Annotated in this window: 13 protein-coding genes and 2 tRNA genes; 8 read left to right on the top strand and 7 right to left on the bottom strand. The window is 70.7% G+C overall.

The window, feature by feature from the left end; all coding sequences use genetic code 11:
• Both ACIBG4_RS14275 and ACIBG4_RS14270 read right to left on the bottom strand, forming a co-directional pair.
• The gene (locus ACIBG4_RS14275; protein ID WP_397202153.1) at nt 1–1,629 is read right to left on the bottom strand and encodes an IucA/IucC family protein; all 1,629 of its coding nucleotides are present in this window, start codon (nt 1,627–1,629) and stop codon (nt 1–3) included.
• A complete protein-coding gene (locus tag ACIBG4_RS14270) occupies nt 1,626–2,780 on the bottom strand; it encodes a siderophore biosynthesis protein (RefSeq protein WP_397202152.1) in 1,155 nt (384 codons plus the stop codon). Before ACIBG4_RS14270 ends, ACIBG4_RS14275 begins: the two co-directional genes overlap by 4 nt.
• Before the next feature lie 136 nt (nt 2,781–2,916).
• On the opposite strand from ACIBG4_RS14270, the gene nudC reads away from it, so the two are divergent.
• Together nudC and ACIBG4_RS14260 are read left to right on the top strand one after the other, a co-directional pair.
• The gene (nudC, locus tag ACIBG4_RS14265; protein ID WP_397202151.1) at nt 2,917–3,891 is read left to right on the top strand and encodes an NAD(+) diphosphatase; all 975 of its coding nucleotides are present in this window, start codon (nt 2,917–2,919) and stop codon (nt 3,889–3,891) included.
• A 56-nt stretch (nt 3,892–3,947) separates the two neighbouring features.
• Entirely contained in the window at nt 3,948–4,319 is a 372-nt protein-coding gene (locus ACIBG4_RS14260; protein WP_397202150.1) for a hypothetical protein, read from the top strand.
• A gap of 95 nt (nt 4,320–4,414) precedes the next feature.
• On the opposite strand, the gene ACIBG4_RS14255 is transcribed toward ACIBG4_RS14260, so the two are convergent.
• Both ACIBG4_RS14255 and ACIBG4_RS14250 read right to left on the bottom strand, forming a co-directional pair.
• Nucleotides 4,415–4,663 carry a mycoredoxin gene (locus ACIBG4_RS14255; RefSeq protein ID WP_397202149.1) on the bottom strand — a complete coding sequence of 83 codons (249 nt, stop codon included), beginning with the start codon at nt 4,661–4,663 and terminating at the stop codon, nt 4,415–4,417.
• A 78-nt stretch (nt 4,664–4,741) separates the two neighbouring features.
• Entirely contained in the window at nt 4,742–5,650 is a 909-nt protein-coding gene (locus ACIBG4_RS14250) for an alpha/beta hydrolase (protein WP_397202148.1), read from the bottom strand.
• 154 nt (nt 5,651–5,804) lie between these two features.
• On the opposite strand from ACIBG4_RS14250, the gene ACIBG4_RS14245 reads away from it, so the two are divergent.
• The 5 genes from ACIBG4_RS14245 to ACIBG4_RS14225 all read left to right on the top strand — a co-directional run bounded on the left by ACIBG4_RS14245 (nt 5,805) and on the right by ACIBG4_RS14225 (nt 9,815).
• Nucleotides 5,805–7,844: an ATP-dependent DNA helicase UvrD2 gene (locus ACIBG4_RS14245; protein ID WP_397202498.1), complete on the top strand. Its 2,040-nt coding sequence runs from the start codon at nt 5,805–5,807 to the stop codon at nt 7,842–7,844.
• Nucleotides 7,845–7,940: 96 nt separating this feature from the next.
• Nucleotides 7,941–8,813: an acyl-CoA thioesterase II gene (locus ACIBG4_RS14240; protein ID WP_355450738.1), complete on the top strand. Its 873-nt coding sequence runs from the start codon at nt 7,941–7,943 to the stop codon at nt 8,811–8,813.
• A gap of 108 nt (nt 8,814–8,921) precedes the next feature.
• Complete coding sequence (locus ACIBG4_RS14235) at nt 8,922–9,182, top strand: hypothetical protein (protein WP_310713049.1); 261 nt, start codon at nt 8,922–8,924, stop codon at nt 9,180–9,182.
• A 128-nt stretch (nt 9,183–9,310) separates the two neighbouring features.
• Nucleotides 9,311–9,580, top strand: a complete 270-nt coding sequence (locus ACIBG4_RS14230; RefSeq protein ID WP_344883713.1) for a WhiB family transcriptional regulator — start codon at nt 9,311–9,313, stop codon at nt 9,578–9,580.
• Nucleotides 9,581–9,620: 40 nt separating this feature from the next.
• Nucleotides 9,621–9,815 carry a hypothetical protein gene (locus tag ACIBG4_RS14225; RefSeq protein ID WP_310713052.1) on the top strand — a complete coding sequence of 65 codons (195 nt, stop codon included), beginning with the start codon at nt 9,621–9,623 and terminating at the stop codon, nt 9,813–9,815.
• Between the two features lie 158 nt (nt 9,816–9,973).
• Here the strand turns inward: ACIBG4_RS14225 and ACIBG4_RS14220 are convergent, their stop codons facing one another.
• Entirely contained in the window at nt 9,974–11,227 is a 1,254-nt protein-coding gene (locus ACIBG4_RS14220; RefSeq protein WP_397202147.1) for a serine hydrolase domain-containing protein, read from the bottom strand.
• A gap of 102 nt (nt 11,228–11,329) precedes the next feature.
• Here ACIBG4_RS14220 and ACIBG4_RS14215 point away from each other — a divergent pair, with 102 nt between their 5' ends.
• Nucleotides 11,330–11,848, top strand: a complete 519-nt coding sequence (locus ACIBG4_RS14215) for a GNAT family N-acetyltransferase (RefSeq protein WP_397202146.1) — start codon at nt 11,330–11,332, stop codon at nt 11,846–11,848.
• 188 nt (nt 11,849–12,036) lie between these two features.
• Here the strand turns inward: ACIBG4_RS14215 and ACIBG4_RS14210 are convergent.
• Nucleotides 12,037–12,113, bottom strand: a tRNA-Met gene (locus ACIBG4_RS14210).
• A 190-nt stretch (nt 12,114–12,303) separates the two neighbouring features.
• Nucleotides 12,304–12,380: transfer RNA gene (locus tag ACIBG4_RS14205), tRNA-Met, on the bottom strand.
• Between the last annotated feature and the right edge of the window lies 1 nt (nt 12,381).

Below are 12,381 nucleotides of genomic sequence, written 5' to 3'. Positions count from 1 at the left end.
TCAAGCTCTCCTCAGGTAGTTGGGCCCGCTGGTGCCGTAGAACTTGTTGACGTCGCGGGCGCCCGACCGCTCCTTGGCCACCAGCGTCCCGGCGGTGATCATCGACTTGCCGGTGAGCCGCGCCGCCTCCAGGGTCCGGGCGCGCAGCAGCCGGGCCATGGGGTCGTCGCCGTGCTCGTCGAGCGCCTCGGCCAGCGTGTCGCGCAGCAGGGCGGCGGCCCGCCGGTGCGGCAGGGCGCCGAAGATGACGGCCGCGGCGGCCAGGTGCAGGGTGATGGTGACGAACACGTCCGCCAGCGCGTGCGGGTCGTCGGTCAGCATCCGCTCGTCGGCGAAGGCGGGCGTCCCGATGCCGGCCGCGGCCAGGCGGGCGGGTGAGGCGAGCAGCCCGTCGTTGTCCTTGACGAGCAGGTCCACGCGGCCGTCGCGGAGGACGAGCGCCAGGTTCTGCTGGTGGGCCTCCAGGGCGACGCCGTAGCGGACGAACAGCCGCACGTTCCAGCCGAGCAGCAGCCGCAGGTAGGCGGGCAGCACGTCGCCGCCCGTCCTTTCGTCCAGCTCGGCCAGGACGCCGGGGGCGTTAAGCGCCGCGACCGGCACGATCACGCCCTCGGGCAGCCGGCGCACCATCCACGCGAGGTACTCGTGGCCGGCGTGCGCGTACGTCTGCTCGTCGGCGACCAGCACGCCCGGACCGGCCAGCCGCCGCAGCAGCAGCTCGGCCGCGGCCCCGTCGCGCAGCGTGCCCGGCCTGATGGAGCGCCGGTTGCGCGCGCCGAGCGTGCTCGTGGGGACGGGCAGCTTGAGGTGGGTGCGCGGGGCGACCTCCACCGTGCGCATCGACAGGGTCGGCCGTACGGTCGTCCACGGCTCGTCCAGCAGCCGTACCCCTTCGATCCGCCGCACCTCGTCCACGGCCAGGGGGTGCACGGGGAACAGCACCTCGTCCGGGCCGGGCGCGGGCAGCGGGGGCGTCAGGTCGGGCGGCAGCTCCGCGGAGCCGGGCGCGAGCAGGGCGCGCGGCACCGCGGCCCAGCGCAGCTCGAACGCGGGGGCGAACTCCGGCGCGTACGCGAGCAGGTCATCGGCCGACAGGCCGAGCCGGGCCCGGGACGTCGGGTACACCGGGTGGTCGGCGAACGCGGCCAGCGTCTCGTACGACGGTCCGCGGGCCAGCACCGCGGCGGCGTGCTCGTCGTGCAGGTCCCAGGCGGTCAGGGCCTGGGCGCACTCCTCGGCGAAGACGGCCACCCCTTCGGCGTCGGCCGGGTCGGCCACGGCCCTGAGGGTGCCGAGCACCTCGGCCAGCGTCAGCCGCTCGCCGGGCGCGACCACGAAGTCCTGGAACAGCACGCCCCGCGCCAGCCGCACCACCCGGTCCCCGGCGAGCAGCAGCCCCACGCCGTCGCGGCTGCGGGTGACCCGCGCCGACAGGCGGCCGTAGTCCTCGCGCAGCAGCGCGTTCAGCACCCGAGCCGCGAGCTCCGCCTCCCGCCCCGCCCGGTGCCCGTCCACCCGATCGCCCGCCTGCCCGCCCGCCTGCCCGCCCGTTTGATCGTCCACGCCACCCGCCCGCCCGCGCGCCTCGTTCGCCGGACCCCACACGGTCCGGTCGCGTACGGCCTTCACGCGATCACCCACGGCCGGGCCGCCCGATAGCCGCCGATGGCCGCCTCCACCCGGTCGCGGTCGGGCCCCACGGCGCGGATCACGCCCAGATAGTCGCGGTTGGTGTGGGTGCGCTCCACCACCTCACCGGCCGAGCGCAACGGCCGGTGCCAGAGCCGCACACCGTCCGACACGACGGTCTCCGCACCCGGCGCGGACGTGATCGTCCCCGACCGGTCCGCCACCACGCTCACCGCGCTGCCGTACCCGGAGCCGTGAGGGGTCTCCGGCAGGGCGGACAGCGGCTCCCCGAGGTGCACCCGCAGGATCCACTCGAACAACGGCACCCCCAGCACGTCGGCGAGCAGGAAGTCGCAGTGGTCGCCGATCAGCCGGTAGTTCACCTCGACCACCCGCGGCCCGTCCGGGGTGACGACGTACTCCGTGTGGCACGCGCCGAACCCCGCGCCGAGCGCCGCCAGCGCGGCCAGCACATGCTCGTGCGGCCCGTCCGGCGCCCAGTCCAGCCGCTCCTCGACGAAGTGCGGCAGCGGCCCCAGCGTCGTCGCGAACCCGCCCAGCACCCGGACCGCCGACCCGTCGCCCAGCGTCTCCAGCGTGCGCAGCGGGCCTTCCAGGTACTCCTCCACGACCAGCGCCTCGCCCGGCCGCCGCCGCCTGACCTCCGCCACCGCTCCGGCCAGGTCGCTCTCGACCAGCATCACGTCCTCGCTGGCCACCCCCTCGCGCGGCTTGACGACCAGCGGGTACGGCAGTCCGTCCGGCACGGCGTCGCCCGGGGCCATCCGTACGGACCGGACCCGCTCGACCCCGGCCTCGGCGAGGGCGCGCCGGGTCAGGAACTTGTTCTTCGCCGACAGGCACGCCCGCCAGTCCTTGCCCGGCAGCCCGAAGTAGGCGGCGGCCAGCGCGGTCTCCGCCTGGAGGTGGTCGGAGTTGGAGAAGATCGCGTCGGGCCGGCCGAGAACGGCGATGGCGTCGACGAGGGCGCGCGGGTCGCGCACGTCGCAGCCGACGGCGTCCGGATGCCGTTCGGGGCGGTCGGTGAGGATCGTCACCTCACAGCCCAGCGCGCGGGCGGCCGGGAGGAACCCGTCGGTCACCGAGTCGGTCGGCTTGAGAGCGGTCAGGTACAGCCGCAAGCGTGGCACCCCCGGATGTGATCAGGTAAGGCTTACCTAACCGCAGATCCTAGCCCCTCGACGATCACCGCCGAGCCCCCATACCGCAACCTCAGGCTAACGCCGGGGTCATAGGATGACATCCGGAACTTGGAAGGGTGGGCCCGTGGAGACGAGAGCGGAAGAGCAACTGATCGGACCGCTGCTCCTCGCACGCGGCACCATCGACCGGTCGTCCGCGCTGCGCGCCGACGACGCGTGGCTGGAACGTGCCTGGGCCGCGCCGACGACCCGGGTGCTGGTGATCCAGGACGGCCAGACGCTCGTCCGGCGCTCCGGCGACGAGGTGCGGGCGGTGCTGTTCGCCCCGGAGGAGGCGCCGGCCGGGGAGCGCTACCTGCTCGGCGTCGAGGGCGACGTCGCCTACTTCGCGGTTGCGGCGCCGCTGCCCGGAGGAGCCACCGGCGACGGCAACGGCCGCGTCACGGTCCCGATGAGCCCGCTCGACGCGCCCGAGGGCGAGACCGTCTCCGCGGGCCTGCGCCAGGCGGGCGGCCTGCTCGGCGACCGCGACGCCGGACTGCTCGTCCACGCGGTGGCGCTGGAGGCGTGGCACTCGGCCCACGAGTTCTGCCCCCGCTGCGGCAACCGCACCGAGGTGCGCGCCGGCGGCCACGTCCGGGTCTGCCCGCGCGACTCCAGCCAGCACTTCCCGCGCGTCGACCCGGCCGTGATCATGCTGGTGCGCGACCAGGACGACCGCTGCCTGCTGGCGCGCGGCCCGCAGTGGCCGGAGGGCCGCATGTCGATCCTGGCCGGCTTCGTGGAGCCCGGCGAGTCGCTGGAGCACGCGGTGATCAGGGAGGTCGCCGAGGAGGTCGGCATCCAGGTCGCCAGGCCGCGCTACCTGGGCAGCCAGCCCTGGCCGTTCCCGCGCAGCCTCATGCTGGGCTTCTTCGCCGAGGCCCTGACGACCACGCTCACTCCCGACGCGGAGGAGATCGTCGAGGCCCGCTGGTTCTCCCGCGAGGAGCTCACCCAGGCCATCGCCTCCGGCGAGCTCCGCCTCCCGCCGCCCGTCTCCATCGCCCGCCGCCTCATCGAGACCTGGTACGGCGACCGCCTCACCGGTGACTGGTAAGCCCCGGCTACTTAGCGTAGATTCGAAGACACCTTCGGTAGCGAGAGGCTAAAGTCATGGCCATGAACGACTCTCACATGCAGGAAATCCTCGACCTCGAGCGTCAGAAGATCGCGATCCAGCACTCCGCGGCTGAAGCGCGCATGGACGTCAAGATCGAAGCTTCCGAGAAGCGCATCATCCATGCGGTCACCAACGCGATCACCGGCGCGGTGGTGGAGCTCAAGCGAGAAATCATAGGCGTCCGCATCGAGCTCAAGCAGGACATCGCCGACGTCCGCACGGAGCTCAAGCAGGACATCGCCGACGTCCGGACCGAGATCGCCAACGTCCGCACCGAGCTCACGGACGAGATCCGTAGCGTCCGCACCGAGCTCAAGGGCGACATCGCCCGCCTGGAGCAGAAGATCGACTGCCACGCCCACTAGACGAGGACCTGGGTGAATTTGGCACCCAGGTCCTCAGGACCAGTTCTACCACGTCGCTCGTCCCTCGACAGGGCAGGGACGAGTGACGGAGGGGGTCAGGCGGCCTCGAGGAGCGCCTTCACCTCGCGGGCCGACGGGTTGGTGCGGACGATGCGGCCCGACGGGGTCTCGATGACGACCGTCGGCACGGTCTGGTTGCCGTTGTTCACGCTCATCACGAACTCCGCCGCCGCGGGGTCACGCTCGATGTCGACCTCTTCGAAGGGGATGCCCTCACGGGTGAGCTGCGACTTCAGCCACTTGCAGGGCCCGCACCACGTGGTGCTGTAGACGGTGAGCGCCATGTCGGACGATTCCCTCCAAGGTCAAGGAGACTGGCCGCTCCCTTCAACACGGCTGAAGCCCCCGTCATTCCTGCGAGGTCAGAGCTGGCCGCCGAGCCGCTCCGCGATCCACTGGTGCACCTGCTCGGAGACGCCCGGCTGGCGGTACATCGCCGAGCTGTGCGCCGTTCCCGGCGTGGTGATGACCGTGACCGGCACCCCGACCTGGCCGAGCATCTGCTTGAGGAGCTGGCTCTGCACCGGCGGGACGAACTCGTCGGCCGAGTGGGCCGTCAGCATCGGCGCGTCGTGGCGGCTGGCGTGCCAGGCCACCTCCATGCTGGCCCAGATCCGCGAGCAGCGGCCCTTGGGCTCGCACCCGCCCGCGAGCTGGATCGCCGAGGCGCGCAGCTTGCGCTTGTACGGGTCGGTGGTGACGGCGCCGTCGGTGTAGGCGCGCAGCGGCGACACGATGGGGGACAGGCCGACCACGCCCTTGAGCCCGTTCATCCCGTCGCCGTACGTGCCGACCGACGCCGCCAGGTGCCCGCCGGCGGAGAAGCCGACGACCACGAAGTTCTTCACGTCGAAGCCCCACCGGGCGGCGTGCTTGCGGGCCGTCTGGATGGCCGACAGCACGTCGGTGCGCTGCGCGGGCCAGGCCGCCTGGCCGGAGAGCCGGTAGTTGAGGTTGAAGACCGCGTAACCCTCGTCGGCGTACTCCCGGGCGATGGTGGTCATCTGCCGCTTGTCGCCGCTGGACCACCAGCCACCGTGGATGAGGAAGACGCCCGGCCGCGGCGTGCCGTCGGCGGTCCACCAGACGTCCATGTCCTGGCGGCGCTCCCGGCCGTAGGAGACGGTCTCGTACGACAGGCCGTTCAACGTGGACAGGTCGGACGTGGACACCGGGGCCGGTGTCGGATCCTTGGCCGCCTCGGCGGTGGCCGGTGTGGTGACGGTGACGGCGGCGAGCGCGAGAGCCCCCACGAGAACCGCAGTGCGCACGGTCTTCCCTTTCCCCCATGCACGTGGTCGGGCCCCATTGTGAGGGAAAAGACCAGTTCTTTGCATCTCGGTGACGATGAACGGATGACGGGCCGCATGTTGCCAGAATGGACGGGTAAGCGCCACCGGCTGGGAGGATTGACAGGTGAGCAGCGTGGATGACGTCCTGTCGGGCCTCGACCCCGAGCAGCGCGCGGTCGCCGAGGCCGTGCGCGGGCCCGTGTGCGTTCTGGCTGGTGCGGGCACCGGCAAGACACGCGCGATCACCCACCGCATCGCGCACGCGGTGCGGAGCGGGGTGGTCGACGCGCCGAGCGTGCTGGCGGTGACTTTCACCACACGGGCGGCGGGGGAGCTGCGGCAGCGGCTGCGGGCGCTGGGCGCGCCGGGGGTGCAGGCGCGCACGTTCCACGCGGCGGCGCTGCGTCAGCTCACCTATTTCTGGCCGCGGGTGATCGGCGGCGAGGCGCCGTCGGTGATCGAGTCCAAGCTGCCCGTCCTCGCGGAGGCCTGCCGGCAGCTCCGCCGCGGCGCGGACCGGTCGGAGCTGCGCGACCTCGCGGCCGAGGTGGAGTGGGCCAAGGTCACGCAGATCGGCCCCGAGGACTACGTGGCCGCGGCCGCCAAGCACAACCGCACCCCGCCGGTGCCGGCCGAGGAGGTGGCGCGGCTCTACGAGGCGTACGAGCGGATCAGGCGCGAGCGGCACCTGGTCGACTTCGAGACGATCCTGGAGCTGACCGCGGCGGTGATGACCGAGCACCAGGAGGTGGCGGCGCAGATCCGCCAGCAGTACCGCTACTTCGTCGTCGACGAGTACCAGGACGTCAACCCGCTGCAGAAGCTGCTGCTCGACACCTGGCTCGGCGGGCGCGACGACGTGTGCGTGGTCGGCGACCCCAACCAGACCATCTACTCCTTCACCGGCGCCACCCCGCGCTACCTGACCGGGTTCGCCGTCGAGCACCCCGACGCCGCCGTGATCAAGCTGGTGCGCGACTACCGCTCGACCCCGCAGGTGGTGGATCTGGCCAACCTCGTCATCGCCAAGGGCCGCTCGCCGCACCGCCTGGAGCTGGTCGCGCAGCGGCCCGACGGGCCCAGGCCGGGCTTCCACGAGTACGACGACGAGCCGGCCGAGGCCGCCGGGGTGGCCCGGGCGATCAGGAAGCTGCTCGACCAGGGCGTGCCGTCCCGCGAGATCGCCGTGCTGTTCCGCACCAACTCCCAGTCGGAGGCTTACGAGGAGGCGCTGGCCAAGGCGGACCTGCCGTACGTGGTGCGCGGCGCGGAGCGCTTCTTCGAGCGACCGGAGGTGCGCCAGGCCGTCGTCCTGCTGCGCGGCGCGGCCCGCTCGGCGTCGGGCGAGCCGCTGGCCTCGGAGGTCCACCACATCCTCGCGGGCCTCGGCCTGACGCCGTCGCCGCCCGGCGGGGGCAAGGCCCGCGAGAAGTGGGAATCGCTGAAGGCGCTGGCCGACCTGGCCGAGGACATGGCGGCCGACGGCGCCGACCTGCCGGTGTTCGTCGGCGAGCTGGAGCGGCGCGCCTCCGAGCAGCACGCGCCGCCGGTCGAGGGCGTCACGCTGGCCTCCCTGCACGCCGCCAAGGGCCTGGAGTGGGACGCCGTCTTCCTGGTGGGCCTCACCGACGGCATGCTGCCGATCATCTACGCCGAGACGCCCGAGCAGATCGAGGAGGAGCGCCGCCTGCTCTATGTCGGCATCACCCGCGCCCGTCACCATCTGGCGCTGTCATGGGCGCTGTCGCGCGCGCCGGGCGGGCGCAAGGGCCGCCGGCCCTCCCGTTTCCTCGACGGCCTGACCGGCCGCGCCCCGGCCGCCTCCCGCGCGCCGGGCGCGGCGAAGGAGCGCCGTCAGGTGGCCGCGCCGGTGAGCTGCCGGGTCTGCGCGAAGACGCTCACGGCGGCGGCCGAGCAGAAGCTAGGCCGCTGCGCCTCCTGCCCGGCCGACTACGACGAGGAGCTGCTGGAGAGCCTGAAGGCGTGGCGCACGGCCGCGGCCAAGGACGCGAAGATCCCGCCGTACGTCGTCTTCACGGACGTGACGTTGCAGGCGATCGCCGAGCGGGCGCCGCGCACCGAGCAGGAGCTGCTGTCGATCGCCGGCGTCGGGCGCGTCAAGCTCGACCGGTACGGGGACGCGGTTCTGTCGTTGTGCCGCGGGGCCTCCTAGTCCCGACCTCGGCTGACGTACCGCTGACCCAAGTTTGGTAAGAGATGGGCGACAAGTCACACTTGCCGTACTAATGGCTCATCCCGAGGGGGACCCGTGAACGAGGCGCTGAAGGAGCTGCTCGATCTGCTCGACCTTGAGCAGATCGAGCTCGACATCTTCCGCGGGCGCAGCCCCGAGGAGCGCATCCAGCGGGTCTTCGGCGGTCAGGTCGCCGCGCAGGCGCTCGTCGCGGCCGGTCGCACGGCGCCGCCGGACCGGGCGGTGCACTCGCTGCACGCCTACTTCATCAGGCCCGGCGACCCGTCCATCCCGATCGTCTACAACGTCGAGCGGGTGCGCGACGGGCGCTCCTTCACCACGCGCCGGGTCGTGGCGGTCCAGCACGGCAAGGCCATCTTCACGATGTCGGCCTCGTTCCACATCTTCGAGGAGGGGCTGGAGCATCAGGCGACGGACCTGCCGGAGGTGCCCGGCCCCGAGACGCTGCCGACGTTCCAGGACCGCATGTACGCGCTGGTGGGAGACCGGCCCGAGTACCGCGACTGGCTGTCGCGGCCCAGACCGGTGGACGCCCGCTACGCCACGCCGCTGACCTGGGAGGCCCACCGCAACCCCGAGCTGCGCAGCGCGAAGACGAACGTGTGGTTCCGCTACGACGCCGAGCTGCCCGACGACCCGCTGCTGCACGTGGTGCTGGCCGCCTACGCCTCCGATTTCACGCTCGTCGACACGGTCCTGCTCGCCCACGGCATGGCCTGGGGCGCCTCCGACATCCAGGGCGCCTCGCTGGACCACGCCATGTGGTTCCACCGGCCGTTCCGTTCCGACGACTGGCTCCTGTACGCGCAGCAGTCACCGTGGGCCGGAGGGGCGCGGGGGCTCGCGCGCGGTGAGATGTTCACCGCGTCGGGTGACCTCGTGGTGTCCGTCGTGCAGGAGGCGATGATCCGTGTCACGAAGTCGTGAAATCGCAGGTCGAAAATAGGTTGCCGGGTTCTGCGTTCCCGGTTTAGGGTCATGGTCAAGCAAGTCGGACGGTCCTGTCCGGCGATCCCAGAGTGGAGGTGAGTCCCAGTGATCAGCATCGACATGTCGGCCACGCAGTGGCTCGCCTCCGCATGCCGTGACTCGGTGAGACTGGCCGATGGTCTCGCCAAGCCGCTGCAGGAGAAGTCTGCCCGTAGCCAGGCCCCCGCCTACCCGCGCGTCCACCTCGGTGCCGACGCCAAGAGCGCTCCTGTCTTCGCAGCAGGCACCGACGTGCCGACCCAGCAGATCACCAAGGGTGGAATGCGCGGTCCGCAACCCTGGAGGGATGTTCCGGTCATAACCTGACCGGCACAACAGCAGCCTCCAGGCCGCGGATCCGCACCAAGGATCCGCGGCCTTCTTGTTTGTCCGTGATCCCCGACCACCTCGAGGTGCCGACCAAGATCTACGAGTTCGATCAAAAGGAGAAGCAGATGGGGGCCAAGACGATCATGGACCTGATCGACGAAGCCAAGATCCCCTGTCGTACCGACCCCGACCTGTGGTTCGCCGAGTCGCCGGAAGACGTGGAGTTCGCCAAGGCGCTCTGCGGCGGCTGCCCCATCCAGAAGGCCTGCCTGGCCCGCGCGCTCGAGCGCGAGGAGCCGTGGGGCGTCTGGGGCGGCGAGCTGGTCCTCCGGGGGACCATCGTCCCCCGCAAGCGTCCCCGCGGGCGTCCCCGCAAGCACCCGGTCGCTGCCTGACATCCCTTTCACGCCACATCACCAGAGAGCAGAAAAGCGCATGAGCACCAGAATGTCCCACAGCCTGGAAGTCCCGTATCTCAGCCATGACATGGTCAACGACCGAATACAAACCCTCCACCGCGAGGCGGAGGAGCAGCGCCTGATCTCCCGCCTCCAGCGCGTGGAGCGGGCGCGGCGACAGGTCCAGCGAGCCAACGATCGGCTCCGCAGGGCTCTGAGCCAGCAGGCGTGACGCGGAGATCCTGCCGCCGGCGCAGGATCTCCCGTCCACCCCTGACCCCTCGCGGGAATCCGTGAACACACAAGGGGCCGGGCGCGATCATCGCGCCCGGCCCCTTGCTCGTGCAGTACAGGTGCCGTGCAGTCAGAAGTGCGGTGCAGCCGGAAGTGCTAGAAGTACCGGGGGGCGAGGTCCGTCGTCGGCCACGTCTTCACGGTGCCGATCGCCTCCCCGAGGATCGGGTCGATCGAGTCGAAGTCCGGGCTGCCCGTCTCCTCACGCCGGTTGAAGATCGCACAGTAACTGACGCCGTTCTGCACCCGCGCCAGGAAGCTGAACGTGCCCGGCATCGACCCGTTGTGCCAGGTGTTCAGGGTCCCGACGTTGTTGTTGCGCACGCTCCAGCCGAAGCCGTACCAGGAGCCGTTCGAGTTCACGCCGATCTCGGGCTTGGCGAAGACCCGGGAGAGCGACGTGGAGTTCAGCACCGTCCCGGCCTTGTCGAAGACGAAGCCCCACTTGACCATGTCGACGGCCGAGGCCAGCCAGCCGCCGTTCGCGTCCTGGTTGGGCATGTTGAAGCCGCCGTAGGGGTACGGCACGACGGTGCCCGAGTCGTTCAGCACGGTCTTGTTGGTGAACTTCGAGGTGTAGGTCACCTCGCTGGTCCCGGTCTCCGCCAGGAGGCTGCGGCCGAGCCGCATCCGGGTGATGCCGGCCGGCGCCAGCAGCTTCTGCTTGACGTACGACTCGTAGCTCATCCCGGAGACCTTCTCGATGATCCGGCCGAGCAGCATGTAGCCGTAGTTGCTGTAGACGTACTTGGTGCCCGGGTCGAAGTCGAGCTTCCTGGCGGTGGCCCACTTGATGATGTCGGCGTGGTCGATCGGCAGCGAGACGCCGAGCGAGGCGGCGATGGTGTGGTCGGCCCAGAGCTGGTCCGGCGACACGCCCCGGTCCCAGCCGGCCGTGTGCTGGAGCAGCCGCCACACGGTCACCTTGGCCAGCCGAGGGTCGGCCGTGGCCGACAGGCCCAGCAGTGACGTGACCGAGGCGCCCAGGCTCAGCTTGCCGTCCTGGGCGAGCCGGGCGATGGCGGCGCCGGTGATGTTCTTGCTCAAGCTGGCGATCCGGAACAACGACGTCGGCTGCACCCGGATGAGACTGCTGTTCTTGGTGTAGACGCCGTAGCCGCGGGCCAGCAGGATCTTGCCGTTCTTGGCCACCGCGAGCTGGGCACAGGAGATGTCCCGCTCGGTGATGAACTTCTTCATCGCCGCGTCGAACCCGGCCATCGAGGCCGGCACGACCCCGGTGACCAGCAAGGAGCCGGCCGCCGCCTGGGCGGGCCGCGATCCGAGCGCGATGGCGGGCACGGCCGCGGCGCCCGTCTGGAGCAGGCGTCGCCGGCTTAGCGTTGTCATGTTGATCCCTCATGCCTCATATGCAACATTGGCCACCTTTACTACCACAGTCAGCTTGTAAACACCTGATCGCAGACCCCTCCAGAAGGGACCAACTCCCGCGTGACCAGCGAACACCGCCTCCCGGCCCCCACGGCCCGGCTTGGCTTCCGCGAGATGACACCGGATGACCTCGACGACATGGCCGCCCTGCTCGGCGATCCGGACGTGATGCGCTACTACCCCCGCACCAGGACGCGCGAGGAGGCCGGGCGCTGGATCGAGGCCAGCCTGCGCAGCTACGCCGAGCACGGCCACGGGCTATGGCTGCTCACGGTGCGCGAGACGGGCGAGTTCGCCGGCAACTGCGGCCTGGTCCGGCAGACGATCGAGGGCGAGGACTTCATCGAGGTCGGCTACCTGGTGCCGACCGCCCTTCAGGGCAGGGGGTACGCCACGGAGGCCGCCGCGGCCTGCCGCGACCACGCGCGGGACGTCCTCGGGGTGGACCGGCTGATCTCGATCATCCATCCGGACAACGTCCCCTCCCAGCGCGTCGCGGAGAAGAACGGCCTCACCCTGGAACGCCTGGCCGACTTTCACGGCCTGCCGCGCCGCATCTACTCCATGACTTTCGCGTAAATAACCGCCTTTATGTGAATGACGTCACAGAAAGGCCGCGCCGTTGACGCACCGACCGAAGAACGGAGCGCCGCGCCTGTGACGCCGTTCACGAAAGCGGAGGTCGCTGAGTTCACGAAGCGCTGGGTTGACGAGGAGCTGTGTGCACAAAAGCAGAGGCCCGGAGGAAAACCTCCGGGCCTCTGATCTGGTAGCGGGGGCAGGATTTGAACCTGCGACCTCTGGGTTATGAGCCCAGCGAGCTACCGAACTGCTCCACCCCGCGTCGGTGTGTACCTGAAGCCTATAGGGATACCGGCGTTGTGGCAAAAGGAACGCCGCGCCGTTGCCGCACCTACCGGAAAACAGAGCGCCGCGCCTGTGACGCCGTTCACCGAAGCAGAGCGTCGCCGCATTCACAGAAGCGGTGCGTACACAAAAGCAGAGGCCCGGAGGAATCCTCCGGGCCTCTGATCTGGTAGCGGGGGCAGGATTTGAACCTGCGACCTCTGGGTTATGAGCCCAGCGAGCTACCGAACTGCTCCACCCCGCGT

The sequence above is a fragment of the Nonomuraea sp. NPDC050383 genome (assembly GCF_044459125.1).
Lineage (GTDB): Bacteria > Actinomycetota > Actinomycetes > Streptosporangiales > Streptosporangiaceae > Nonomuraea.
This window is presented reverse-complemented; position numbering and strand designations above follow the sequence as displayed.